The organism is Bradyrhizobium sp. 190, from assembly GCF_023073415.1.
In the GTDB taxonomy this organism is placed as follows: Bacteria; Pseudomonadota; Alphaproteobacteria; order Rhizobiales; family Xanthobacteraceae; genus Bradyrhizobium.
Map to the genome: position 1 here is coordinate 18,870 of NZ_JADPJL010000060.1, position 25,997 is coordinate 44,866.

Here is a 25,997-nt window from a genome sequence, read left to right on the forward strand (position 1 = left end):
TCCCCCTGCTTCACCTGATCTTGACGCTGGCCATTTCCTGGCCGTCCGGACTCATGACATGCGTGGAGCAGGCCAGGCACGGATCGAAGGAATGGATCGTGCGCAGGATCTCCAAAGGCTGCTCGGGATTGACCATCGGGGTGTTCATCAGCGAGGCCTCGAATGCACCGATGTTCCCTTGCCGATCGCGCGGTGAGCCGTTCCAGGTGGTCGGCACCACGCACTGGTAGTTGTCGATCTTGGTTTCCTTGATCTTGATCCAGTGCGCGAGCGCGCCGCGCGGCGCCTCGGTGAAGCCAAACCCCTTGGCCTCCTTCGGCCAGCTCTCCGGCTTCCACTTGTCGACGTTCGCGGTCGAGCTGTCGCCGGCCTTGATGTTGGCGACGAGCTTGTCCTGGAAGTAGCGCATTTGTCGTCCGGCCCAGACCGACTCCATCGCGCGCGCCGTCGTGCGACCGAGCGTCGAGAATAGCGCCGACAGCGGAAGGTTCATATCCTTCAGGAACTTGTCGACAGGATCCTTGAACTCGGCCTTGTTCTGCGCATAGCCCACCACCCAACGCGCCAGCGGGCCGACCTCCATGGCGTGACCCCGCCAGCGCGGCGCCTTGATCCATGAATATTTTCCATCCTCATCGAGCTGCTCGATCGCGGTCTTGGTGCCTTTCGCATTGGGCCCCAGCACGTAGTTCGGCTCGGTCACGCCGTCCCAGGGATGCAGTCCCTTGGTTTCGTCGGGATATTTGTACCAGGAGTGAACCACGAACTCCTGGATCTCATCGGGGTTGGCATGATCGACGGGAAGCACCTCCGAGAGATTGCCGTTTATGATGGCGCCCCGCGGCAGCTTCAGGGTCTTGGAGGAGTAGTCGTTGGCGTGTTCCGGCACGTCGCCATAAGAGAGTACGCTCTTGCCGGAAAGACCGCCGCCGTAGAGCCAGTCCTTGTAGAACGAACCGATCGCCGCCACGTCGGGCAGGTAGACCTGCTCGTTGAACTCGATCAGGCGATCGATGATCGACGAGATCAGGTTCAGGCGCTCGATGTTGATGGCACCGACCGCGCCCGTGCCGTCGACGTTGATCGGACAGGGCACGCCGCCCACGAGCCAGTTCGGATGCGGATTCTTGCCGCCGAAGATGGTGTGGATCTTGACGATCTCCTTCTGGAAATCGAGCGCCTCCAGATAGTGCGCGACCGCCATCAGATTGGCCTCAGGCGGCAGCTTGTAGGCCTTGCTGCCCCAATAGCCGTTTTTGAAGGGCCCCAACTGCCCTGACTCGAAGAACTTCTTGAGACGGGTTTGCAGGTCCTTGAAGTAACCTGGCGACGACAGCGGCCAGCTCGAGATCGACTGCGCGAGCGTCGAGGTTGCCCGCGGGTCGGCCGAAAGCGCGGAGACCACATCGACCCAATCCAGCGCGTGCAGGTGATAGAAGTGAACGACGTGGTCGTGCACCTGCAAGGCAAGCTGCATCAGATTGCGGATCGAATTGGCGTTCTCCGGAATGGTGATCCCGAGCGCGTTCTCGACCGCGCGCACCGACGTCAGCGCGTGCGTGCCGGTGCAGACGCCGCAGATCCGTTCCGTGAACGCCCAGGCGTCGCGGGGATCGCGGTTCTTCAGGATCACCTCGATCCCGCGCCACATCGTGCCGGTGGAGACTGCGTTTCGGATGACGTTGTCGGCGTCGACATTGACCTCGACCCGCATGTGACCTTCGATACGGGTCACCGGATCGACGACGATGCGCTTGCCGGAATTGTCGAGATTGAAGCCGTTGGGAGCCTGGATACCCATGATTTTCTTACCCTTGGATCTCTTTGGCGCTTAGCTGGTGTGGTGCGCGTCTTCGCGCTTGCCGGCGAGCCGCTTCACCGCGGTCACCGCTGCATGCGCGGCGACTGCCGCACCGACGGCTCCGGCCGCCACCATGCCGATCTGGTCGGCGTTCTTCTCGATGCCGAACTGCTTGATGTTGGTGAGACGGTCGTAGAACGAACCCTTGTCCCAGAATCCGTCTTCCGAGCAGCCGATGCAGCCATGACCCGACTGGATCGGGAAGGAGACGCCGCCATTCCAGCGCACGGTCGAGCAGGCGTTGTAGGTGGTCGGGCCCTTGCAGCCCATCTTGTAGAGACAATAGCCCTTGCGCGCCGCCTCGTCGTCCCACTCCTCGACGAATTGGCCGGCGTCGAAATGCGGCCGCCGGTAGCACTTGTCGTGGATGCGCTGCGAGTAAAACATCTTCGGCCGGCCCTGACGGTCGAGCTCGGGCAATTTGCCGAAAGTGATGATGAAGGTGACGACGCCGGTCATCACTTCGGCGATCGGGGGGCATCCCGGCACTTTGATGATCGGCTTGTTGGCGATGACCTTGTCGATGGGCGTCGCCTGCGTCGGATTGGGCTTGGCCGCCTGCACGCAGCCCCACGAGGCGCAAGCGCCCCAGGCGATGATCGCCATCGCATCCTCCGCCATCATCTTCAGCTTCTCGACGAACGGCTTGCCGCCGTCGATGCAGAACATGCCGCCTTCGTTCAGCGGCGGATTGCCTTCCACCGCGAGAATGTATTGCCCTTTGTGCTTGGCGCGGGTCTCTTCGAGGATCGCCTCCGCCTGGTGGCCTGCGGCCGCCATGATGGTGTCGTCATAGTCGAGCGAGATCATCGAGAGCACGGCATCCTTCACCAGCGGGTGCGCGGAACGAATGAAGCTCTCGGAACAGCAGGTGCATTCGAGGCCGTGCATCCAGATCACCGGCACGCGGGGCTTGGTCTCGAGCGCGTTCGCGATGCGGCTCGCCGCCAGCGGCCCGAGGCCGAGACTCGTCGCAGTCAGGCTGCAAAATTTGTGAAAGCTCCGACGCGTGATACCTTGACGCCTGATCACGCTGTAAAACGTTTCCGTCGCCGCGCCCATGAATCCTCCCGCCTCGGCTTGGACTTGTCTATGACGCCAAGGAAAGCAAGAAGCAGGCCAAGCACTGGGAGCGTAAGGAAAGTAGAGTGATACCAAATTGTTGCAGATTTGAATTGCTCGAATTGCGGTGCGCGCATGCCCCGACCGAGAAAAGCGGAAACAATTCGATTTCAGGCGACAACGAAGTTTCCCCCCCCGCGCGACAGACCACTCAATGCGCGGTGCACACCATCCAGGGATCGAACGAGCGCACGACGTGCTGGATGGCGACCGAGCGTGCGCCGGCGTCGCGGACATCGGTGCCGATCAGCGCCTGCTCCAGCGGGCCGCCGACATCCGCCGGTTGGAAGGCCAGACTATGCGGCCATTTCCCGGCGAAGATACCCATGGGTTCGAGCAGCCGCGCCCGCGCCGGCAAGACATCGCGTGCCGCAGTGCCGCGCGTCGCTGCGAAACGGTCCCGTGCCTCTCTCATGCCAGGCGTGCGCGGCACGGCCTCGCGAGCGAAGTCCGACATGAAGAAGATGTAGAAGTGCGTGAGATGATCTGCGGCATTCTCCGCCGCATGCGCGAGATTGGTGGCGAGAATCCCGTTCGGCGCGACCTCGGCCGCCATCGCATCGCGAAGAGCGGCAGCCGCGGCGACCGACTGCGAGACCGAGCAGATGCCGCAGATCCGCGGCGCCAGCGCCAGCGCCTCGAGGGGCGGACGCCCCACCAGGATCTGCTCGAAGCCGCGATACGGCGGCGCCGTCACCTCCGCGCGCATGACCCGCCCACTCTCGACATCGAGGCCAACTTCGAGATCGCCCTCGACGCGTTGAGCGGACCGATCGTGATGCGCGTCATGGCGTGCGCTTGGCCGTCGGACGGCCGGGCGGCACGACCACGCGGTCCGCGGTCGCATTCAGCCGCACCCGCCGCAGCGTCGCCGACTTCGACAGGGCCGCGAGCGCCACGAACCAGGTCTTGGGCATGTCGGTCGGAAGTCCGACGGGAATGCCGGCAAGCTTTGCGGATGTCTCTCTTCACAGTGAAACGCGAAGCGACTTGCTCCCGCGCGACCTCCCTCGGCGCGACAGATCATCTTCAAGGGAGTCACGTGACCGGGCTGGCTTATCGGCCCGATATGTGCAGTTTTCGCCTCGCTGGCGAGCACGCCTGAATTCCAACAGCGCAAAGCGACGGCGACTCCGAACAGACACGTGGACAAACGTTGGAATGGCTCATCGACCACCTGGATGAATTCCAAGCAGCGGTGGCCGCCGGCGCGACTCGTTTCCGGTTCGCACGCCACGCCCGTGCTGCCGTCCGCAAACCCTGCCCCGACGCCTCAGTGATCGAACAGAGCGCGGCGGCTATGCTCTACACACGAGAGGCGGCGAGCCGTTTTCGAGCGGACGCTAACGAATAAACAGGCAAAGGGGCGGCACCTTAAGCTCATAAGAAGTTGGAACGCGGCCTTGGGCCTCAGCGGGATCGGCCTAGATCTTGTGATCTGCGGCAGCCGCTTCATCGGCAAGGTCCTCGCGAACCGACGCATCTATGTCGCCACCGGGCAGTGTCTAGCGCACCCTCAACGCGCCCTTGGCCGGCACATATCGCCGGCGGCTTGGCCCAGAGTATAGTATGCACAGACGTGGCTTGCCCCATCAGTAGAGACCGTTCGGGCCTCGGCTGATCCGAACTCCTCTTCAATCGCGGGACACACCAACTGCACGTCCGGCTCGAAGACGAAGCCGCGTAGCACAGGCGTCACTTCAGCTTGATCTGGACGTCACCACGGCAGAATGCCTTCGGCAATGCCGAAGCCGCACGACTTTCCGGTCGCGTCAATGTCGAGATCGCCCAGCAATGATCAGAACAAAATTTAGCTGTCTGTGAAGCTCCACTGTCACATTCAACGGGTCCTAGTCATTGTATTCGTTTTGGGCACAGCTGAGCCACTGACTGCCACCTCAAAACGAAACATCGTTATCAAACGTTTTGATGGACCATCAGGAGGCTGGGACATGCTGGGCCCTCATCGTTAGATTCTAAGTTTTCAGGATTTTGCGCCATGTCATATCCACCCCCTCAAACCAAGCTGCATGCTGTGCTGAGAGGTGCTCTGGAGGATGCTGTCCGGATGGTGCCTGAAGCAAAGCGGACGTCTTCATTGAAGGCTTGCCTCGCCGAGAAGGTTCTAACTCTGGCCGCGCGGGGTGAGAGCAATCCAACGATCCTAACTCGTCTCGCCGTGCTGACAGTGCAGAAATCCTGTCATGGCTGTTACGGATGTGAAAGGTGGTAGTCGCACGGAGGAGCCCGCGAAGCGCGAATTGTTAATTTGAACTGGAAGGTCGGGCTTTCTGGCGTCACAGTAGCACGGTTGGCGATAGCTTTTCGCTGACGTGATGGAGATTCGTTCACTATGTCATGGCGTCCGCGTGACCACCCACGCCGAGGCCAAACTTATCGCATATAAAATAAGACAGAACTTCCTTCGATCTGTAAACCGCCGCCACTGCCTCGCTTCGGGAATGTCGTTTTCGCGACACACAAGCGTGCATTGAAACACGACCGCGTCGGAATCGAACACAACACACATTTGCCGAATACCGGAATGCACATGCAGGGAGGACCAGACTTTGATGACGGAAACGATTGCCTTGATCACGCAGGCGAATACTACCAAGAACCTAAGTACTGTTCGCTCGAAACGTCGGCTGGTTCTGCGACGTGATATCCGCGAAGATCCGCAGCATCCCGCACCATGGCGCTCGCGTCGGTGTAAATGGGCTGCGTCGCAGAGATGGACCCGCGAGGGCCATCGCCGCAATCCTTCAGTCGAGCTCCGCTGGGATCGCTCCAACCGCGCGCGTATTGTCATTACCACTAAAACTGTGATGCCGTGCGACATCCGCGTCGAAGGACTAGCCTTGCATCTCACGTCGCGTCAGGTTGTAGAAACTTACGAGAGACGGCGCTTCACCGCGGATGCCATACCCACGGTGCGCCTAAATGCCAGGACTGGAGGTAGTGAACTGCAATCACAGCAAGAGCGAAGACAAAGTGGCGGGCTGGAAAGCCCTCGCTCTCGGCTCCAGACGATGATCCATATTCGTGATTGGAACAGATCGAAAGCGCGCGGGCGCTGAGATTTATCAAGCGGCAGAATTACAAGACCTTGCAGACGTTTGGCGGAGCGGCATTCGAGCGGGAGCGGGACGCGCTGGCCTCGATTTACGATCGATCAGACAGTATATATTAGCCGCCGTGGCGGCTATCTCTACAATTTCTGGAAGGACGCCAACAATCCACGCGGCCTCTGGCGACGAACCACTCTGGACGAATTTCGAACGCCGCGTTGTGGGAAGTTCTGCTCGACATCGAGCAGCTCGCTATCAGCGAGGGTGAAGACTGGCTTCTGCATGCGACGGCCTCGCTGCCCGGGGCTCATGGACGCACGATGCTGAGCCTCTCGCGGCGCGGCAGCGATGCTGTCACCTTGCGTGAGTTCGACATCGACGCGAAAGCGTTTGCTCGCGATAGCTTCGTGTTGCCGGAAGCCAAGCGCGACACTGAATGGATTGATCCCGATACGCTGGTGCTGTCGAGCTCTTATGGGCGGGATATGGCGACGACATCTGGCTATGCGCGCACGGTGCGGCTGTGGCGGCGCGGCACGGGGGCAGATCAAGCTCCGGTGATCTTTGACATTGCAGCCGATCATGGCAGCGCCCACTGCAATGTCGATCATACCGTTGCGACGGCGCGGATGTGGTTCGTCGATCAGGTCAGCGCGCGTCCGGGGAGCTTTGCTCTACCGAGCTACACCACCATCGGGGACACGACCTTGCGCCATATCGCGGACAACGTGATTTGGTCACGCGAGATCGGGATATACCCCGCGCTGTCGCGATTGCTTGTATTGCGGTTGTGGCTCACCAAGCGTCCCACGTTGTTGAGGTTAACGCATTTGTCTTCGCATATAGGTCACAGGTTCAGGCAGACGTTGACGAGCACCTCAATGCGAGCGCTTTCGCATCGACACGCAAGACCGATCCGCTGCATTCATCTTCTTTTCTGCTTCAGCGCGTCGTGCAAAGCTCCTGGTCAGGAGTCCGGCCAATCGCGCACTCAATGCGTTCGCGCATAGCTGGATCGATATCTTTGGCACCGAGCAACTTTGGCGCCGGCGTCTCCTGCATTTGAAGAGCTGGTTTATCCCAGCTAGCGCAACTGCAGAGCCCCAGAGTGGCGAAGAGAGCCGAGCACGAAAGCAGACAAAATGAACCCAAGCGCCACCGCGCTGCCTTCCGACGTGAATTCATGCGGTCCTTCTTAGATTGACTGTTGCGACTGTGAATCGGCTGCAAGGAGCGTGTTGCGGAGTTCCTCGGACGGGGCGTTGTCGTCCTTTGCAGCTGCGAGTGTAATGGATCCAACAGGCTGGATTGTGAAGTCCGAGGCAAGGTCCTGATAGGATAGAACAGCAAGATCGATCCCATTACGGGTGAGAAAGCCGCGGACAAAGCGTCGTATATCCATCGAAGCAAGGATAACGGGCTTGATCTGCCCCCGAACTACGTTCGAATGTATCTGACGCATTTTTGAGAGCAGCGCCTCGCTTTGCTCGTCGCTCAAAACCAGGTAGGGTCCTTTGGCAGTCTCTCGAACCGCGCTGCGCACGATATCCTCGGTTTGACGTTCGATGATAAAGACGGGCACGACGCGGTGTGCGTTGGCATACCGGTGGCAGATTTGCCGTCTCAGACCGGAGCGAACATGTTCCGTGAGCAAGACGACGTTTTGTTCACGTCCGCTCCATTCGGCCAATGCTTCCAAGACCAGTCGTGTGTTCCGGATCGGAATACCCTCCTCCAGGAGGCGCCGCAAGACGTCGGCTACTTTAGGGATCGGCGTCGTACGCAACACCTCCTTGACCAGATCGGAATATTCCGTCTCCATGCGGGCCAGCAACTGGCGCGTCTCCTGGATACCCACCAAGCACTGTGCATAGCGGGTCAACGCCGAATGGACGCGCAAGGCCAGGATTTCAATGGGACGGTGGTGCCCGATGCCGGCTGCTTTGAGAGCCGGTGCATTGCTCTGTTCAATCCAGATTTGATCCGTCTCCCGGTCATGCCGAAACGGGATGCCACTCAATTCAATGTTGGCCGGATCGTCGTGCAGTAGGAGCTGCGTTGGATCAATTAACTCCTGCTCGACGGGCACGCCCTCGACATCCACCCTGTACTGCAAGTCTGGCAAGCGCTCGTCGACCTCGATGGGGATGCGCGGAATTGTGATGCCGAGATCAGACGAGATCAGTCCCGAAACGCGTGCAATGTGCTGTTGCAATTCTTCTTTGTCGATCGCCCGTGTCAGACTTGACGCAAGGAACAACGCGACGGGAAGCGCCTCCGCAGGCACGATTTCCTTGTTAGACTGTGTGGGAGCCGGGCGAGAGATATCAGCGCTTTTCTTGCCGCTTTGGGTCCCACCGTCGGCAAAGCTCGCTGCCGCAAAGACTGCAGCCAAGACGAGAAAGACAGGGAGCGGAAAACCCGGAATAGCCCCCATTACAACGAGGACGCAGGCAGACAGCCGCAATGCGTGCGAGTTTGCTGTGAGCTGGTTAACGATGTCGGTCCCAAGATTGAGCCTTACAACCCCATTTACACGAGTGATGATTGTCGCAGCTGTAATCGAGAGCAGCAGCGAGGGAATTTGCGAGATTAACGCATCACCTATGGTCAGCAGGGTATATTGATGCAGCGCCGCCTCGAAAGACATGCCCTTGGAGAGCAGGCCGATGGTGATCCCGCCCAGCATGTTGACGCAGATAACCACCAATCCTGCGATGGCGTCGCCCTTCACGAATTTCATGGCGCCATCCATAGCCCCGTAAAGCTGGCTTTCTTTCTCCAATGTAGCGCGCCGGCTGCGGGCTTCGTTCTGATCGATATGCCCATTGCGCAATTCCGCATCGATTCCCATCTGCTTGCCTGGCAGAGCATCGAGCGTGAACCGCGCCGCCACCTCGGCCACGCGTTCAGCTCCCTTGGCCACGACGATGAACTGCACCATGGTCACGACTAAAAATATGACAATGCCGACGACGATATTTCCCGATATGACGAAATCACCGAACGTGCGAATGATGCTGCCCGCATCCCCCTCAGCCAAGATCAGCCGCGTCGTTGAGACGGTGAGCGCCAGACGGAATACCGTGGAAATCAGAATGACGCCTGGCAAGGACGAGAAATCAAGTGGAGTGCTAATATAGAGAGCGACCATCAGCAGCAATATGGCGAAGCCCAGATTGAAGCCGACGAGCGTATCGATCGCCACTATCGGGATCGGCATGATCATCATGCCGACCGTCAGAAGCAGCATCAACGCGACCATCAAATCGGAGCTGGCCGACGCGCGCGCAATGATCTTACGCAGGACGCTGGTCATGGGGACCTTCCGATCGTTGATTGATCAGGCCAGTGCTGTCACGCAACGAGACATAGCGTTGGAAAGCGGCGAGCGCCTCGTCTATGAGGCCGGCCCGCCGCAGGGCGTGGCTACGCAACAGCATCAAAGAGATACGCGCCGAGGGTTCGTCATCAAGTGTGTTCAGTCTATCTAGGACCTGCAACGCCTCACCTCCGAGGCCTTCCAAGATGAGGGCATAGGCGAGAATCCGTAATAGATCGACATCTCGCGAGTAGTTGCCGACGATGAGTCGCAAAAGAGCCACGCATTCTGCGCTCTGCCCACATGCAAGGTGAAGATAGGAAAGTGTACAGAGCAAATCGCGCTCCTGCCCGGAACTCAGTGAGACGTTATCGGATTCGGAAATGTTGGTCGTCCGTTGCGCTCCATCGGAGTTGAACATTGTTAGGCTTCGATCAAGCTATTCCGATTCTGGCGGAGCAGCGCTAGCCAGTGCAGTCCCTGCCGTAGGACGACGATACCGTCCCCCGCCATCGAATCCGCAGGCGCGGCCGCCAGCTTATGGACGAGACGTTCCAGAACAATGCTATACCGCTCTGCCCGCAGCATGTCCGGATGACGAAGGCTTGGAGTGACGAAGGAGAGTAGATCGTGCGCGATATCGCGCCCGTAGAGCGATGCTACCCCAGCGGGTTGCTCGATCTCATAAATGCGAGTGCGCATCTCGTTGAGACTGACACGCCCGACTGCATCAATATCTTTGGCCTCCGATGCGGCTTCGATCGCTACATCTAGCGGCATATAACGCGTGTTCAGCTCGCCCCAGATCGACGCCAGCTCCTTCTCGCCATTTGCACGAGCACCGTCCGCCTCACCTTTATTGGGTTGGATGGTCGGCCCTATCACTGGTTGATGATGGTGCTCGCTGAGTCTCTGCGAAGCAGTGCCAGGCCCGACATCGTAGCGGGACACCTTTGACATGACGATCTCCTTATCCTTCCTTCGGGCCCGGAAAGCCTAATACGGAACGGCAACAACGCGGCCATTGCGGCTTAGCAGCACACGCCCATCCTCGATTCGAGTGACCGCCCATCCGTCGGCCAAGAGAGCGCCGACGAAATACTTCTGCCCACCGACAAGCAGATAGGGCTGGGGTCCGCGCGAAACAGCTTCGATCGCGATTGAGGATGGCTGCTTTTCCTCCTTGACGATCACTCCGTTCACCAGTGTCACCGCACCGGATGTACGACCATCGAACCATTGCTGGAGCTCCTGCCATTTCGCAACGGTTGCAGGCGTGACTTTTCCCTCAGCGCTAACAAAACCCGGCCCCGAACCAACCCTGATATCGAGCAGGCCCGCCTTATCAATTTCCTGTTTCAGGACTTCGGCTGCAGCCTGAGCTCGCCGATCGTCAGGCCGGTTCATGCCCAGCTTGGGTACCAGCTCTGCGGCAGGCGGCGCAATGCCGGTCGGTGCACTTCCGCTGGCTTTGAAGAAAATGGTCGAGAGACTGCCTACACCAAGAAAGCTGAGGAGCACGAGGGCGAGAGCTGAGATCCAAACGCGCGAGAGGCTGATCGACCGAGCCTCAACTGCATTCTGCATCGACCAGCGAATAGACATGGCGCCCGCACGAATGACGGCCGGAAGAAAAAGAACAACACGCTCACCTGCGGCAATATCACCTTCGCCCTCTGGGGTGCTTACGGCCGCAAGAGCCTCAAGCTCGATTGAATTGCCAACGAGGGTGATACGTAGGTGATGCGGCTCAAGCCCTTGTTCGACGAAAACCATATCCGCGTCCAGGCCGCTACCGATAAGGCTCGTTCCGACAGCCGCCCTCCCGCTTAGCCCGGCATAAGGTCCCGACAGTACCTCGAAATGTAAGGAGGCAGCCTCATTCACGGACAATTCTCCGAACTATGAGGAGCACGGCAGGGCGATTGGTCGCACGACTCATTCCTAGGCCGCACCACTCACATCACCCCGATGAGGGAAAGGCGGAGCGACGATTCGCCCCGCCTTTCACCGTTATCCGTTGACGCGCTCGCTGGCCACCTTCCTCTCACTCGAGAGCTCGGTCGACAGTGAACGCAACCGGATGTCCTGCACCATGGCTTGCAGGCTAACGGCCTTCAACTCCGCGATTAGCCCCTCGAACGTAGCCGCCCCACCAACCTTCTCAAGTGCAGTTCCAGCGCCTGATGCGGCGGTGGACGCCGTGGAACCGCCACCGGAACCCGTGGACTTATTATCAGCCTTGCTATCATTCTGGTCGTGGCCAACACTACCATTAGAAGAGTTAGTAGCGCTTGTTTTCGTCATATCGCGTCACCTTCTGCTTGAATCTGCCGCCACGAATGGCGACACTCCACTGACGTCGGCGAATCCGGCGTCAGGTATCTTCTTCTGTTTCAGCCATAGCTTCGTGAATATTTTCCATGTTTCGAGTCATCTCTCGCATCGCGAGATTGGCAAAAACCGAACCGAAAGCCGATTCGAAGTTTTGACGATCCGCTTCAGACAGCGAGCTGCCACTGTCAGAATTGGTATGAATTACGCTTTCGATTGCGCCGGCCATCTGGTGCCTCTCACTTCAGTCGGTCAGAAAGGTGGTATCACCACCGAGCGATCCACGTTGCTTACGCTACTGGGATTAGCTGTCGGGAAGCTGACGAGTCGAAAGACGGATGCAGCAACAACCTCAATATCAGTCAGCATCAACGGCCAGGTGAGAGCGCGCATTCGCAGGTGCATGCCGGGACTGCCACCGCGCGAGTGTCTACGGCGATCTGATCTCTACATTATGTCGACGAACGCCAGATAGCGGGCTGGTCCAGCGGAGCTCATCACATTCCTGGATCGGACGCTCAATGGTGTGATGGCGAGGCGGAGGCAAAACCGCGCGCAGTTGGAAATGCTACCGCGGGAATCGGTGGTAATGTTGTTTCGTGGCTCCACAGCGATCGTCACTCGGGACTGACGACCGCAGGCGCCTTCTTTCCGAAAGCGTCAGAGCAGCGTCGTGCCTGCGCATGCTCTGAGTCGGAGATGAGTTTCATGAGCGCGATGACGCCTCTCCCGGATGTTAAGACGACCGGCATTGGCTCGTCCTGCTCCGTCTAAAAGTCGTCAGCTTCTCGAAAGCTCGCCCCCTTAACATGAAAGCCTCGATCTTACGATCGCCGATGCCAAGTATTTACCGCAATGGAATGGAAATGAACCTAATGCAGCTCAACAGCGTTTCGCTGCCCGCCAGTGCAGATCCAGCTCAGTTCGGGCTTGTTCCGGGGGCTTCGTCAGCCTTGGGATCATCCGCGCAGACCGCCGGCCAGATTCGGCAAGGCGAACCTTCGATCTTCGAGGCAATGGTGTCCATCTACTCGCGGGAAGAGAAATCCGACGTTCCCTCCACGCCACCGGATCTGCTGCAATCAGAGCGACAGATCCCGCAGGATTCGCTGGACCAGTTGTCAGCGCACGCGAAGGCGGCGATCGAGGCGCTGATGAAGGATCCGGTTTTTTCTTCCTCGGTCGATTCCTCTTCGGTCGACTCCCCTAGTGCAGACGCATCGTCGACGGCTGCTCCATCGCCTGACGTACCGAGCACTCCGGTGCCAAGCTCTAGGATCACGTGGAACGGCGGCACGCTGACCAATGCCGAGTTGCAGATCGTGGCAGTGCTGAACCGGCACAAGGACCAATGCCCACTCAGCTGGGACTCGCTGGCAGCCAAGGCCAGCGATCCGTCGACGCCCCCGGATCTGAAGGAGGCGATCGACGGATTGCGACGCGATCCAGAGCTCTTCTATGCGATTGGCTCCCAAGGGGACGGCCGCTGCGGCGGCAAGATCAAGGCCAAGGATCTGTCAGAGTTTTCCGCCAGCCATTCGCAGGTTGCTACATTCCAGGAGCAGCAAGCGCATAGCTACGAGCAGAACTATATTCCATCCGACGGCACCTCGAATGGACAAGCATCGGTCATGACCTTGAATGATGCATTGCGCGAGCTTTACAAGTATTCTGACTACCTGCCCAAGAATTTGAGCCTGGACGATTTCAAGCGGATCGTCGACGGCAAAGCCGACGTCGGTAAGTGTCCGCCTCAGCTGATCGCGGCGGCTCAACACTTCCTCGAGCACCCGGACGCCTGGAAGCAGTTGTGCGGTGGTGCGACTGATAAAATCCACAAGGAAGACTTCTTGCAAGTCGCCTCGTCGTCGATGAATTCCACGCAAAGCGAGCTGAACACGCTCGACACGATCAACAAGAATCAGAATGCCTTCTTCGGGGACGGCGACCTGACACGACACAAGTTGGCGAGTATGGTGGAGGACAAGACTCTCGACCCGAAGATACGAGAAGCGGCATCGCAACTGCTCTCGGACCCGCTCTTGTTCCGTTTGCTAAACAATTCGGTTACGGGCTACAAGACCCATCACGAGTTCTTCGACTTAGGCGGCGGGCATACGGTCGACTCCGGTAACATCAGCAACAACGATTTTAGGCACTTCTATAGCAACATGTCACCTGCGAACCATACCGTTCAGCAGATCAAGACCCATGTCCCCAAGACCGCCGCTGAACAAAATGCAGTCACAGACATGGTGATGGGGGTATCCGACCAACCCGATGTCGCGTCTCCGAAGAAGAATGGCGGGGTCCTCATGCATGCGGTCGATGACGTAGCCAAGGTGGGCTCGAAGGTGCTCGACTGGGAGGCCACGGCAGTAGGCCTGCTCGGCGTCATTCCGGGACTGGGCGAGTTGGCCGATGGCATATCGATGGTGCTCGAGCTCGAGTCGCAAGCATTGAGCCTTCTGCATACGGGCATTAGCGGGGGTAATATGAAACAGGCTCTGAAAGAGGTTGGCCTTAATCTTGCAGGGCAGGCCATTAGCTTTGTCGCTGGGCCCGAGGTCAAATTCGCGCTGCGTGAGGGCCTCGCAAAGGAGATGCTCGAACAGACCGTTCAGTTCGGCCTCGATACGGCGATCTCGAAAGTGCAGTCCTATGCCGAGGACCATTTGGACGACCTGAAGGCACGCCTTACCGAGCCCATGCAGGCCGCAGGCGTTCCGAGTCAGGTCGCTACGCCGCCGTCGTCTCAGAAGGTGGCCTGAAAGGCCAGTTGCGGGTAAGGTGCGGATTCGTATCTACCTTTTCAGGGACGGACGCTTGCAACTTCTGCGCAGCTCGACAGTACGGCGTCGAGAAACTCGGTATGTGCCACGTCATCAGGGCGAAGCCGCCGCTCGGCAAGCGGCGGCGGAAGAACGCGCGCTGCACTCGAGGCGCACCCCAAGCACCTGGCGCCACTCTTCTGAGAAGCCGGCTCCGCAAATTTGAACAGGTCGTAATTGGAGTTTCTGCCTGAAAGCGGCGACGATCGCCGCGAGCAGCTGAGATTGAACAGATGACCGCGCAGGAGCCACAGCCCGGCTTTTCAGGCGAAGGGGGCGCTTGCCACCGTCAAGGGCGACCGGACGATAGCCCAATTGGCCGAGCACTTCGACGTCCACCCCACCCGGTGACGGCCTGGAAAGCTCAGCTTGAGGGCCGGGCTTCTGACGTGTTCGGCGCGGGGGCCTCCGCGACGGTTGCGCCCGCGGTCGATGTGAAGTCATTAAATGCCAAGAGCGGGGAGTTGACGCTGGAGAATGATTCCTAAGAAACGGCAGCACCGACTTGCGGCCCCAAGGCAGACTCGGTCTAACCGAGGACAACCTCTTGAGGCGCCACAGCTAGCTTACGAACGTCCGCGTGGCGCTGTTCGGGTTGGTCGGAAAGGACATCACCACGCTCGACGGCCTAGGAAGGCGAAGGCCTTGTAGCAACTTCCGTTGTCGGTCATGACGCGGGTGACGGTGACGCCGAGGCTTTTGCAATAGGCGATCGCCGCCTTGAGAAAGGGAACGGCGCTGTCGGCCGTCTCGTCGGGCTTGATCTCGGAGAAGGCGACGCGGGAATGATCGTCGATGCAGACATGGACGAACTCCCAGCCGACGCCGCGGCTGTTGCTCTGGCCGGTTCGATCGCCGGTGATACGGTGGCCGACATGCTCGAAACGTCCGAGCTTTTTGATGTCGATGTGAATAATCTCGCCTGGGGTCTCGCGCTCATAACGGCGTTCCGGTTCGGCCGGCTCCAGATCGCGTATCCGGTTCAATCCCAAACGGCGAAGGATGCGGCTGACGGTGGCGGGTGACACCTCGAGCTCGGCTGCGATCTGCTTGCCGGTGTGGCGCTGTCGGCGCAACGTCTCGACGGCAGCGCACTTGGCTGGCGGGGTTTGGCTCGGCGATGAATGGGGTCTGGAGGAGCGGTCGCGCAAACCAGCCACACCTTCTGCGCGGAACCGCTTGACCCACTTGGCCACCGTCTTCGGCGTTGTATTGAATTGGTGGGCCGCGTCGGCCTTGCTCAGCCCGCCTTCAACCACGCTTCGGACCATCGCCTCTCGATCTTTCGGCGTCAAAGGCGCATTCTTATGGACGTTCATCTGGTCTCTCCCTGGAACACTGAAGCTTCGCAACCTCAGCTTCCTCGGTTCAGACCAGATGGACAACCTCCTGAAAGACCACAGCTAAAGCGTTCGCCTGATCGGTTCGATTCCGGCGCGCCTTCAACACGGCTTCGATCCGGGGCGTCGCAGACAGATGCTTTCTCGTGGTAGGCGTCCTAAAGCGCAAGTGCCTGCTCGAGCGCAAACAGACGCTCGGCGCGATAGCTTCCGGTGAGCGCCTTCACGATCGTCTCCGCACTAGCGTGGCAACTGTAATGGCGCAAGCACGCCAGCGCCTCAGGATCGCGCTCGCCGGCAAGGATCGCGCGGATCAGGCGCAGCCGGTGGCGCCGGTGATCTCGGCGAGACGTGGTGGAGTTGAAGATTCATCTCCGTCAAGGCCTTGTGCATATGCTTGATGTGGGAGGCCGCGTACTCAATCAGACGCTCGCGCTGGCGCACGTAGGATCGCAGCTCCGCAATCTGTCCTTTGGGCCGAAAGCTGGCTCGCGACAGCCCAAACGAATGGAGCCGCTGCAGCCACTGCGCATCGGTGACATCGGGCTGCCTCGAGCATCGGCACCACTTCTGACTCAAAACACATCGGCCAACCGGTCCGGCCGGCGACGGCCGCGCCCACCCTTCTTCTGCGATGGTAGGCGGGGTCGTTCTCGGTCCGATACGCGGTTGACGGACTAAACGACGCCTTGGCGGCGGCCACTGGCGGGCTATCGATCTGACGGTACTTCGTGTAGAGCCTTCTGTCGTTGCGGCCCGTGATGCAAGAAGTTCCTGACCCGTTCGGCGTGTGGACGATGCGGTCTTCTATCAGGCCTTCCTTTGCGCGCCCTCAGAAGCCGTTGGCCGGTATGGTGATCCGCGGATCAAGTCCAATTCTCTCCGAGCACCTCGGCTCTTCGGCTCTAACTGGTTTTCCTGATCCAGATCTGTTCGATCGTTCCGCCCATTAGGGTCGTCGCCTTCTCACACCCTTCACCAACGTCAGGCTATTTCGTGCTGCATTCGTCATGATGCCGTCACTGCCTGCGCTGGGTTCCGATAATCACCTTCCCGGGGGCCATGGCCCAAATCGTCCGAGCCATCTTGGTCGCGAAGGCGATCGCCACGAGCATGCGCGGCTTCCGCGAGAGCGCTTCGGCGAGCACAAGAGCTGCGTTTGCGCTCAGGTAATCTACCACTTCGCCGGCGGCCAGACCGTCGTCCCCCAATGATCCCAGCAGAGCTGGCTCAAGACCGGAAGACGAGCCGCGGGCATGTAGTCGATGGCTCAGCTCCGGCTGCCTGTCTTCCCGACTCGGCTTCGGAAGGCGGAGCTTCCATGAGTTCGAGCACGGCGCGCCCCTTCCTACGCCAACCGCCGTTCAGGCGCTCGTCGAACGGCAGTGCCACGTAGTAGGTGACGTCATCCGGAGTCACTCTCGCGATCGCGTTGCGCGCCACGCGCCCACCCGAATATCCGGTCGACACTGCGTGCAGTTCGCTGCCTCGGACTGGGAGTGCCACCAGGTCGAGCAAGCCACCCAGCGCACGAGACGCTCGGGCGGCGGTGGAAGTCGCTTTCCTCGCGGCGAGCTCGACGCCTCGGCGGGTCCGAGTGCCCCGCATCATGTTCCCCTTGCGACGTGCCGCTTGCACCAGTCCAGCACCTCCTCGCCTCGTGCTGGCTGGATAACGTGGAAGCCTGCATCGCGCAACGCCTCGACGATACGCGGTCGAGCTGCCCAAAGGCGTGGTCAGATTTTCCCTTTATGCCTGGCGTCAGCTTACGGACAGCTAAGCTGTCTATCAAGCGGGTAAGGTCTAACGACCTGAAACAATGCAAGATGTATGATCCAGGTGCAGTCGTCATGTACGGTCGAGTTAACAATTGGCCCGATACTCCGGCCGAAGAAAGATATCATCGGGCAGCCAACGCTGAGGAAGCGGGTGCCGAAAGCCAGGGCTTCGCCGATGCGTTCGCTAGAACGCGATTGCAGGAGTCTGGTGGCAGCTCACCTTCGCAACCGAGTTATTCCCTCGTTCGACAACCTCCTGTGGTCGAGATCGACAGAGCTACCTTCAGGACAGAAGTGAGGACCTTTCATGGCGACGCAATCAATCGCATCGCCAACAATCCACACGAGTACTCGGAATTTGTATCCGCAAGAGCTAAGCGCACAGCAGAGGTCGCTAAGGAATACGGTATCAGAAGAGATTCAGAAAATGCCCGATATTACAGCTACCAATTAGGAAATGTGAGCGTCGGCCTCCAAAGAACGGAGGCCGGATTCAACATGACTGAGTTCGAAAGCGATAAGTGGCGAGAACAGTTCCCTGGACGAAGTGAAGTCACCTCAATTGTGGATTTTCAGGTTGCTCATCCGCTTGTCGCAAACGCCGGCGATATTCTGCTCGAACATCAACTTCGGCAAGACGGCGAACGACCATTGGTGAACTGGCGTCCTGCTAATGCAGAAGCGAAGGCCCGCGCAGAGACAATGGGCTTCGTTGAAGTGGATGAGGACGACATGGTACTTGACCCCACTCAGTCCGCGCAGTGGACAAAAAACAGCCTTGGTGAATGGCAGCGCGCAACTAAATCTCAGCTTTATCTCTCCAAGGTCGATAGTGATACTGAGGTTCCAGCAGATTCCGAAGAGGATGGTGACTTTATGTAATGCGAGATCCGCAGGCATTCATGTTTAGGCAGGCGGTGGAGCAAGGAGCGCAGGCAAACCGACAGCTGCGGCAAAGGTCAAGCCTTAGCCGAGCGAAACCGACAATTCGATCCGCGAGGTGCTTTGTAACAACGGCACCAATGTTCACCATCAGGCCGGTCCGAGGTGGTTTCGCCGTTTGATGCGCCAATCTAAGGGAGATAGGGTGTCTCGGCCATTTCGGTTGAAGATACCAAATCAGGCGAGATGTCGAGCGAATTGAGCCACAGTAATCCATGCGCTCTGATCCTGGCGCTAAGCTCTGCGCCGCTGCCGCCGACCTTAAGGACGGACGTGTTGACCGGCGCGATGTGCCCGTCCTGAATCGGCTTTATGCCAGACGCGATCTCGGCAAGCTTGTGTGCGGCGGCTTCGGAGCCAAGCTAGCTTGATCGGCGGCCAATCTCATCAGGCTCGGACTGACTCGCTGCCGCCAAGCATCGTGGAATCGTCGCCGCTAAGAAGGCGGTTTGAGCGCCTGCGACCGGACACCTGCTTGCCAGAGGATGATCAGGATTGATGTCAGCAAATCCCTCGGCCAGGCGAGCACGCGGCGGAGGTTGCGGCCACGGCGGTGAGGATGACGTTGATGGCGTCGCCCTCACGCCCCTTGGGATGGCAGCGGCCGAGGTGGCCGTCGCTCTTCATGTGGCCAATGATGGACTCGATGGCTGAGCGGCGCCGGAGCTCGCGCTCGATGACGCCGAAGACGCCCCGTTTCTGCCCGGAGATGAAGACGCGGCGCGGTCTATCGGTGTTGTGGCCGCGATAGCCCTTGCCGACATAGGCGCGCTCGATCGCGCAGCCGGTTAGCATTTCGGTCGCCTCGATGATGGTGCCGAGCGAGTGTCCGTCATAGCGATTGCCGGGCAGTCCGCGAGCGTGCAGCACGTGCGGATTCCGATTTATTCCGGCCGGGTATTCCGATTTGAAGCCGGCCATCGTTCCGATTTGAAGCCGGCCACGATTCCGAAATGAAACCGGCCGGCATTCGGATTTGAAGCCGGCCGGGTTTTTGGAAGTCGGCGTTTTCGTTTGGGTCAGTCCCTCAGGCATCAAATCCCTCGTTGATCAACGAGGGGAAGCGGATGCCGACCAAGAGAGAACTGACCATGCGACAGATACGACAGATGCTGCGGCTTGCCCGTGATGCGGTGAGCGCCCGGGAGATCGGCCGCACGCTCGGCGTGGCGCGCAGCACCATCCAGGACAATCTCAAGCGTGCCTCGACTGCCGGGCTGGCGTGGCCTTTGGCGGGCGATCTGACCGACGCCGTTCTTGAACAACGTCTGTTTGCCCATGCCGGCGTCAGGCGCGGCTTCCGCCGGCGAGCTGAGCCGGATTGGGCCTCGCTGGCCTGTGAGCTGAAGCGGCCTGGCGTCAATCTGATGGTGCTGTGGGAGGAGTACCGGGCGGTCCATCCGGAAGGTTATGGCTACAGCCGGTTCTGCGATCTGTTCCGGGAATTCGAGCGGCGGCTGTCTCCGACGATGCGGCAGGACCATCCGGCCGGCGACAAGGTCTTTGTCGATTACTCCGGCAAGAAGATCATGATCGTTGATCGCGCAACCGGGGTTGTGCGCGACGCGGAGATCTTCGTCGCCGTGCTTGGCGCCTCGAATTACACCGAGGCGGCCTAGACGCAGACACTTCCGGACTGGATCGAGGCCCATGTCCGGATGTTCCGGTTCTTTGGCGGGGTGCCACGCCTCGTCGTCCCTGACAATCTGAAGTCCGGCGTGCACCGGGCTTCGTTCTACGACCCTGAAATCAATCGCAGCTACGGGATGATGGCGTCCCATTACGGCATTGGCATCCTTCCGGCCCGGCCAAGAAAGCCCCGGGATAAGGCGAAAGTGGAGGCCGGAGTGCGTTTTGCCCAGACCTATATCCTCGGGCGGCTTCGCCGGCAGACCTTCTTCTCGCTGGCTGAGGCGAACGCGGCAATCACCGCCGCGCTGGAGCGCATCAACGCCCACGTCATGCGCCGGATCGGCGTCAGCCGCCGACAATTGTTCGAGACCGTCGAGATGCCTGTCCTGTCGCCGTTGCCGGATGCCGACTATCAGTTCGCGGAATGGCTCCTGGCCCGCGTCTCGCTCCATTATCACGTCGAGATCGACGGCTTCTTCTACTCAATTCCACACGGCCTGATCCGGGAGCAGGTCGACTTTCGCGCCACCACCCGGTCCATCGAGCTGTTCCATCGGGTTTGCGTGTTGCTGCTCACCAGCGCCGTTATGGCGGCCGCCGGCACGGCACTGATCCCGATCACATGCCCAGTGCGCATCGGCGTTACGCCGAGTGGACTCCCGATCGATTCCGGCGCTGGGGTCGGTCGATCCGCTTGCCGATGCATTCGACCTCCGGCGCATGCAGCGAATAGACCTTCGGCCCGCGCTGGTGCTGCTGCTGCTCGTGGACGCGGCGCGCCAGCAATAACAGCTTCGAAGACCTCCCCGCGAGCGCGGCGTCGCCCGCGATCTTGCGGCTGATGTCCCGCATGACCCGGCCGAGATAGGTACGCAACGTCTTCAGCGCCCGCCTGGCACGCTTGAACTGCTTGGCATGGGCGTAGCGCTGATGCTTTATCAGGGCGAACTTGCCCACCCTCGCATAGGACTGGCGTAAATCCACCCCGGTTAGTTGCGCCAGCCGCACCAGCTTCTCGCGCGCCCGGTTCAGAAGCTTGGCATCGGTCGGAAGCATCACGTTCTTGGGCTGCACCGTCGTGTCGACGATCACCCGGGAGAACTCGGACGGTTTGATCGCCTTGGTCCTGACGGCAACCGACAGGCTCTCCTGCAGCAGGGCCTGAAGCCGCTCCTCGCCCATCCGGTTGCGCCAGCGCGTCGACGACGGGCGATCGAACACCAGCCGGTGCTGGAAGAACTCCTCGCCGCAGAAGAACTGGTAATAGGGTTCTCCACCCAGCGCTCGCACAGCACTTCGTCGGACAGGCCATAGGTGTGCTTGAGGATCGCGAGCCCCGCCATCAAGCGCGTCGGCACCGGCGGCTGGCCAGGGCCGTCCGTGTAGACCGCTCCGAACGCCTGCTCCAGGAAGTCCCAATCCACCGTGCGCGCCAGCGTCACCAGCGAATGCTTCATGTCGATGATCTGATCGAGCCGGGAGCGAAACAGATCCTGCTCGCCAGTCTCGCGTCGCTCCCGTGGCCGCATCCAAACCTCCGCTCATGCACTCTGACGAGCAGAGAACCAGGACCGTCGATTCGACGGAATCGTCAGCCCGTCAGGACCGCTGGTCCCGAAGAACAAGCTGAACCGCCCCACCTTCGCTTAATGCCTTTGACGGGAAATGGTTCGTGAAGTCGCGCGTTCGTGGACAGCTTGGGCCCATAGCTGCTCAGAGGGCATCGTCGATTTAATCTGGCACGGAGCCGAAGAAGGCACTTCTCAGAGGTTTGAGAATCGGCGATAGCGCCTGTCGCGGAGATCTCGCAGGAAATCGCAAAGGCTGGCTCGCGCGAAGCACGACGGAAGTCGTCAGTGACGGCTCCGGAATAGGGGACGTGGAAAAGGTTTGCGACCTGATCGTGAACTGACAGAAACCGCTGAGTCTGACGGGACGATTTAAGCCGCTTTATGATCCGCTCGCGTCGCCGGGTCGGCGGGTGAGAATTCTCAGCGCGGTGGTTGAGAGCTTTGTGGTGGCGATGGTCGGTCGGTGTGAAAGCCCATCTTCGCCCTTGCAGCGCCGTACGAACGGGGTTTGTACGTGATCATGACGCGCGGCGGCGTGCCGCCGAATTTTCAAGGGCTTCTTGACAAGCCGCTGCGCAGCGCGCGAGTCTCTTCGGCGCTGGATTAAGACCTCGAGAACGAGGCCATTCTGGTCGACAGCGCGCCAGAGCCAATGTTGTTCGGCCGCGTCGAGATAGCGATTTCGTTCAGATGCCATTTGTCGCCGCGCGCGGAGCGCGCTGGCGGATCCAAAAGGAGAACGCCTTGCCGAATTTGGTTCCCCACTGGCGCACGGTTTAATAGTTCACGACAATGCCGCGCGCCGCCAGCATTTCCTCGACCATGCGCAAGCTTAAGGAAACGGGAAATACATCCAAACGGCATAGCAGATCACTTCCGGTGGGAAACCATGACGGCGAGAAAGAACCCCGGGCGGTTGGCATGCCGCTCGTCTGCCCGCTCGGCCGCTCCAATTCGTTAACTTGACCGTGGCTTCCGCACCCTCAACCCTCGGCTGCTCCGTCCTGTCAACGCCATGCAGCTGAAACACTACACTCTTCACGTATCCGAACCGATGCGAACAATTGTTTTCGCGGGCGTCTCCTTGCTTTGAGGTCAGCGACGCCCCCTCATCTTGCCCCCAGAGTAGCGGAAAGGGCCGTCCACCCCAGCACGAGAGCCCGGTGCGGCTGGCCCGCACGCGTTTGGCCCTTTACACCGCATTCTGGTGCTCCAGGCCGGGAAGCCCAATCATTGTGGGGCGCTAAGCACGGCGCCGCAGACACTTACCGAAGCGATCGGCGACGGGATCGAACACAAATGCGCAAAACTGCTTCATTCACGATCTGAAGCATAGCCGGATCCTAGGCTATTCGGATCCGGCCATCGCAAGCGCGGCGACAAGCGCCGCGATGCTGTTTTTCAAGCCAAAGGAAGTTGTGGTCTCGACGCTCCCGATCGAATTTCAGTCGGACCCGTTGTCGATCTGTTCGAGGAGCCCGCGCCGGCTTCGAGTTCATCGAGGATTTCCTCTCGGTGATAACGGTCTGCTTGATGGTGTCACCACAGCGACGCTCTGGCGTGAGACACTCAGGTAACTACATCCTGAGGCGCGCGAACTGCATCGACGCATGCTCCGCCTCGCGAAGGGAGTCGCATGGGACGATGCTCAACAACGACTTACAGAACGCAGGCGTGAGCTTGCCGCGGTGGATCACGACGTTCTCGTGCCCCGTGGCCGCTCGAGCGCTCTGCCATTGCCGATTGTAGCCGCGCTGTTCATTGGACTTCACGTGGCAAGCGGCGAAGTCGGCGCCGCCCAGCGTGGCCAACTGCCAGGCATGTACCGGCAGCTTGGTATGGATGTGCACCCACATCGGATTTGGCATCCTACCACTGCGCAGCGCCTTGGGCTGCAGCTTGATCTCGAACAGCGTCGCTGGCTCGCTCTTCAAGGCGCGGGGTGGATACACAGACGCAAGTTCTTCGGCCGCCTGCAACTGTTCAAGGTACTTCTGCGACGGAAACGCGTATGTCTTCATGCAATCGATCGTGATCGCCGCCTTTCGTGCGTTCAATGAGTTTGCCTGTCCCTGAACCTGGGATAACATCGCCTTAAGCTGGACTATTTTTCCGTGCACTTCAGGCAATTGCGCATGCGTGAGTAGGCCATTGCGGAGGGGCTCCTCCAGCGCGGCTACACAGGCCTTAATCTCGACTTCTTGCGTCTGCAGGCGCTTAAGGACGAGATCCACGACGTGGTCGGCGTCCTCAGGCTTCATCTGGCGCGCTTGCGAGATGGCGCTTTGCTGAGCCGGCAGATCGAACTGCAGCAGCTCGTCCAATCGCTTGAGTAATCCCGTCAGTGCGTTCCTGGAGGGCGGAGCCTGCCACATCGCCAGGTGCCCGGTCGCCGATGATGACGCCCTCGCGCGTGCCTCCTCCGCACTCGCGAGTTTCTTCGTACCCATATCCGAGAGTACGATAACCTTGGCAGTAGAGGCTGTGGCAGCGTCGGGCCTAGCGAGCTGCGGCTCGCGCAGCCCGGCCGTTGAACTCCCCTCGCCTGCGGCCGGTGCGCGCTTGCCTTTCCCCTTCCTGCGCGCCGCGTGGCTCTCAGCCGCTAAGTCGGTCTTTTCCGATATCGCAGTCTGGGCAGGCTGCTCCACTTGCCTCTTTGGCTGCACTGCCAAAAGTCGCGTGACTTGATGCGCGGTGACCCATGCAGCTTCCACGACCTGGTCCAACTGTTCCAATGGAAGGTCGGCATCCGTTCCAGCATCCCTTAGCCTGGCAACGATGCGTTCCACCCCTGAGGCCAATTCCGAATGCCGTTCCATGACTCCTTCCAGAACGGTGCAGTGCTCTGCGTCGAGGGGCTCTCCGTCCTGGTTCAGAACGGCTTTGTGCGTCGAGAGGAATGCCGGAAAAGCATCCTGGATATAGGTCCCGAGCAGACGCACCCGCCCGTTCTCGTCCATGAGGGCGTCCCTCACGGCTGGTTCAAACGTGCTCGCCTGAGACTCAATCAGAAGCTTCGCGAGCGCGATCCGCGATTCCAGATAAAAGCACCCATCATAAAGTGCCGAGCCGGTATGCAGGCGTAGTGCGGCTTCGTTGGCCTTCCGCATCTCGGGCGTCGTGCTTGCCAAGTTGGCAGTGGCCTCGCAGGCGGACTGCATCCGTTCCGAGCGCAACAGCTTCTTTCCCCACCACTCGATGACAGGCACATGGTCCTTCACCATACTGGAAGCCACTCGGCTCAGCTGGTCGGGGGTAGCGTTGGATTCGAAAATCCGCTGGAAGACCTCTGCCGATTTCTTTCTGCGCTTTTCCAAGGCGAGGATAATCGCCGAGCCCACAATCTTGCCTTGATGCCCCGCATCGAGCACGGCATAGCAGTATTGACGGGCCTCAGCGTCGGACAGAATGCTCCGCGCCACGGCCGGGCGCACGCTCGCGTAGTACTCCAGAACTGCCGAGCCTGCTTTGACGAACCGATCGGCCAGCTCTAGCGCCTCCTCCGAGTTCTGGGCTTGCATGCCCGCATTACCGCAAGCGTCAAGTTCCTCACGCAGGCGATCCATGTGTCGCCTTGTTGCGTTGATTTCTTCCTCTGACGAGGAAATGGGGACTGCCACACCGGAAGTTGGCGGCTGGCTGGCGACCGGCGCCGTGTCTCCACCCTCCGACACTGAGGGAAAGCCGCGCCGCCGCGCAGTGACTGCACGTGGCGCAGCGGCTGCACGTGCCGCAGCGCCTAGGATTCGATCTGGGCCAACGGAGGGACCGGAAGACCTGTCGCCAAGGGCATCGTCGGCACCGCGCGCCGTGCTAGCGGAGGGCGTCCCTCTATCTTGGGGCCCAGAGCGCATCCGCTCCACGACGGAATCGAACGATTGACTGCCTTCCCCAGGGGCTAGCCTTGAGTGCGAGCGTGAACTGCTCGATCCGGCTCCAGCATCTCCAGTGCGCGATCTTCCAGATCGGCCAATGCCCGTCATATTCCATCTCCAATCAAGTCGAGAATGCGCAGCCTGTCTGGATAGACAGGCTGGCTGACGAGTAGCTGACGAAGGGCGTTTTTCCGGTTGCACAGGAAACCCACATCGCCGTGGATCGTGGTCGAGTAGCTCGGCCATTTGCTTTGCCCTCACAGATCCGGGCAGACGGCTTTGGCGAGTAGGCCGGCGGAATCTCACCGCCGGCCTCTC

Annotated in this window: 12 protein-coding genes and 9 pseudogenes; 6 read left to right on the top strand and 15 right to left on the bottom strand. The window is 59.9% G+C overall.

Annotation, left to right across the window (positions count from 1 at the left end; all coding sequences use genetic code 11):
* Positions 1-10: 10 nt before the first annotated feature.
* The 4 genes and pseudogenes from IVB22_RS27495 to IVB22_RS27510 form a co-directional block, all read right to left on the bottom strand.
* Complete coding sequence (locus IVB22_RS27495; RefSeq protein ID WP_247520350.1) at positions 11-1,801, bottom strand: nickel-dependent hydrogenase large subunit; 1,791 nt, start codon at positions 1,799-1,801, stop codon at positions 11-13.
* A gap of 30 nt (positions 1,802-1,831) precedes the next feature.
* Positions 1,832-2,923 carry a hydrogenase small subunit gene (locus IVB22_RS27500; RefSeq protein ID WP_247511866.1) on the bottom strand — a complete coding sequence of 364 codons (1,092 nt, stop codon included), beginning with the start codon at positions 2,921-2,923 and terminating at the stop codon, positions 1,832-1,834.
* A 289-nt stretch (positions 2,924-3,212) separates the two neighbouring features.
* Positions 3,213-3,772: pseudogene (locus IVB22_RS27505) on the bottom strand (nickel-dependent hydrogenase large subunit); the annotation flags it as partial.
* A pseudogene (locus tag IVB22_RS27510) lies at positions 3,769-3,942 on the bottom strand (HupU protein); the annotation flags it as partial. The pseudogenes IVB22_RS27505 and IVB22_RS27510, both read right to left, overlap by 4 nt.
* Positions 3,943-6,272: 2,330 nt before the next feature.
* On the opposite strand from IVB22_RS27510, the gene IVB22_RS41700 reads away from it, so the two are divergent.
* A complete protein-coding gene (locus tag IVB22_RS41700) occupies positions 6,273-7,064 on the top strand; it encodes a hypothetical protein (RefSeq protein ID WP_308200467.1) in 792 nt (263 codons plus the stop codon).
* Positions 7,065-7,249: 185 nt separating this feature from the next.
* Here the strand turns inward: IVB22_RS41700 and sctV are convergent, their stop codons facing one another.
* From sctV to IVB22_RS27540, 5 genes are all read right to left on the bottom strand, one after another.
* Positions 7,250-9,373, bottom strand: coding sequence for a type III secretion system export apparatus subunit SctV (gene sctV / locus IVB22_RS27520; protein ID WP_247520351.1), 2,124 nt, complete (start codon positions 9,371-9,373; stop codon positions 7,250-7,252).
* On the bottom strand, positions 9,354-9,797 hold the full coding sequence (locus IVB22_RS27525) for a M48 family metallopeptidase (protein WP_247511864.1): 444 nt from the start codon (positions 9,795-9,797) through the stop codon (positions 9,354-9,356). Before IVB22_RS27525 ends, sctV begins: the two co-directional genes overlap by 20 nt.
* A 2-nt stretch (positions 9,798-9,799) precedes the next feature.
* Positions 9,800-10,336, bottom strand: a complete 537-nt coding sequence (locus tag IVB22_RS27530; protein WP_247520352.1) for a hypothetical protein — start codon at positions 10,334-10,336, stop codon at positions 9,800-9,802.
* Positions 10,337-10,372: 36 nt separating this feature from the next.
* A complete protein-coding gene (locus IVB22_RS27535; RefSeq protein ID WP_247520353.1) occupies positions 10,373-11,263 on the bottom strand; it encodes an FHA domain-containing protein in 891 nt (296 codons plus the stop codon).
* A 490-nt stretch (positions 11,264-11,753) separates the two neighbouring features.
* A complete protein-coding gene (locus IVB22_RS27540) occupies positions 11,754-11,939 on the bottom strand; it encodes a hypothetical protein (protein WP_247323782.1) in 186 nt (61 codons plus the stop codon).
* A 646-nt stretch (positions 11,940-12,585) separates the two neighbouring features.
* Between IVB22_RS27540 and IVB22_RS27545 the strand changes: the two genes are divergently transcribed.
* Complete coding sequence (locus IVB22_RS27545) at positions 12,586-14,481, top strand: HrpF/NolX family T3SS translocon protein (RefSeq protein ID WP_247520354.1); 1,896 nt, start codon at positions 12,586-12,588, stop codon at positions 14,479-14,481.
* Positions 14,482-14,781: 300 nt separating this feature from the next.
* A pseudogene (locus tag IVB22_RS27550) lies at positions 14,782-15,023 on the top strand (transposase); the annotation flags it as partial.
* Between the two features lie 150 nt (positions 15,024-15,173).
* Here IVB22_RS27550 and IVB22_RS27555 read toward each other — a convergent pair.
* Positions 15,174-15,860: pseudogene (locus tag IVB22_RS27555) on the bottom strand (helix-turn-helix domain-containing protein); the annotation flags it as partial.
* A 565-nt stretch (positions 15,861-16,425) separates the two neighbouring features.
* Positions 16,426-16,680: pseudogene (locus IVB22_RS27560) on the bottom strand (IS21 family transposase); the annotation flags it as partial.
* Between the two features lie 1,051 nt (positions 16,681-17,731).
* Between IVB22_RS27560 and IVB22_RS27565 the strand changes: the two are divergent.
* A complete protein-coding gene (locus IVB22_RS27565) occupies positions 17,732-18,541 on the top strand; it encodes an effector protein NopP (RefSeq protein ID WP_276576922.1) in 810 nt (269 codons plus the stop codon).
* Positions 18,542-19,037: 496 nt separating this feature from the next.
* On the opposite strand, the pseudogene IVB22_RS27570 reads toward IVB22_RS27565, so the two are convergent.
* Positions 19,038-19,471: pseudogene (locus IVB22_RS27570) on the bottom strand (IS5/IS1182 family transposase); the annotation flags it as partial.
* Between the two features lie 197 nt (positions 19,472-19,668).
* Here IVB22_RS27570 and IVB22_RS27575 point away from each other — a divergent pair.
* Both IVB22_RS27575 and IVB22_RS42070 read left to right on the top strand, forming a co-directional pair.
* The gene (locus IVB22_RS27575; protein WP_247520355.1) at positions 19,669-20,220 is read left to right on the top strand and encodes an HTH domain-containing protein; all 552 of its coding nucleotides are present in this window, start codon (positions 19,669-19,671) and stop codon (positions 20,218-20,220) included.
* A 390-nt stretch (positions 20,221-20,610) separates the two neighbouring features.
* A pseudogene (locus IVB22_RS42070) lies at positions 20,611-20,730 on the top strand (hypothetical protein); the annotation flags it as partial.
* A gap of 196 nt (positions 20,731-20,926) precedes the next feature.
* Here the strand turns inward: IVB22_RS42070 and IVB22_RS27580 are convergent.
* The 3 genes and pseudogenes from IVB22_RS27580 to IVB22_RS27590 form a co-directional block, all read right to left on the bottom strand.
* Positions 20,927-21,762 (bottom strand): annotated as a pseudogene (locus tag IVB22_RS27580) (IS5 family transposase); the annotation flags it as partial.
* A gap of 202 nt (positions 21,763-21,964) precedes the next feature.
* Positions 21,965-22,727 (bottom strand): annotated as a pseudogene (locus tag IVB22_RS27585) (IS6 family transposase).
* 654 nt (positions 22,728-23,381) lie between these two features.
* Complete coding sequence (locus IVB22_RS27590; RefSeq protein WP_308200468.1) at positions 23,382-25,787, bottom strand: hypothetical protein; 2,406 nt, start codon at positions 25,785-25,787, stop codon at positions 23,382-23,384.
* Between the last annotated feature and the right edge of the window lie 210 nt (positions 25,788-25,997).

What these genes read in the sequence shown, in the direction of transcription:
- IVB22_RS27495 (WP_247520350.1), bottom strand. Translation starts at nt 1,801, where the DNA reads ATGGGTATCCAGGCTCCCAACGGCTTCAATCTCGACAATTCCGGCAAG.
- IVB22_RS27500 (WP_247511866.1), bottom strand. Translation starts at nt 2,923, where the DNA reads ATGGGCGCGGCGACGGAAACGTTTTACAGCGTGATCAGGCGTCAAGGT.
- sctV (WP_247520351.1), bottom strand. Translation starts at nt 9,373, where the DNA reads ATGACCAGCGTCCTGCGTAAGATCATTGCGCGCGCGTCGGCCAGCTCC.
- IVB22_RS27525 (WP_247511864.1), bottom strand. Translation starts at nt 9,797, where the DNA reads ATGTTCAACTCCGATGGAGCGCAACGGACGACCAACATTTCCGAATCC.
- IVB22_RS27530 (WP_247520352.1), bottom strand. Translation starts at nt 10,336, where the DNA reads ATGTCAAAGGTGTCCCGCTACGATGTCGGGCCTGGCACTGCTTCGCAG.
- IVB22_RS27540 (WP_247323782.1), bottom strand. Translation starts at nt 11,939, where the DNA reads ATGGCCGGCGCAATCGAAAGCGTAATTCATACCAATTCTGACAGTGGC.
- IVB22_RS27545 (WP_247520354.1), top strand. Translation starts at nt 12,586, where the DNA reads ATGCAGCTCAACAGCGTTTCGCTGCCCGCCAGTGCAGATCCAGCTCAG.
- IVB22_RS27565 (WP_276576922.1), top strand. Translation starts at nt 17,732, where the DNA reads ATGTACGGTCGAGTTAACAATTGGCCCGATACTCCGGCCGAAGAAAGA.
- IVB22_RS27575 (WP_247520355.1), top strand. Translation starts at nt 19,669, where the DNA reads ATGCCGACCAAGAGAGAACTGACCATGCGACAGATACGACAGATGCTG.
- IVB22_RS27590 (WP_308200468.1), bottom strand. Translation starts at nt 25,787, where the DNA reads ATGACGGGCATTGGCCGATCTGGAAGATCGCGCACTGGAGATGCTGGA.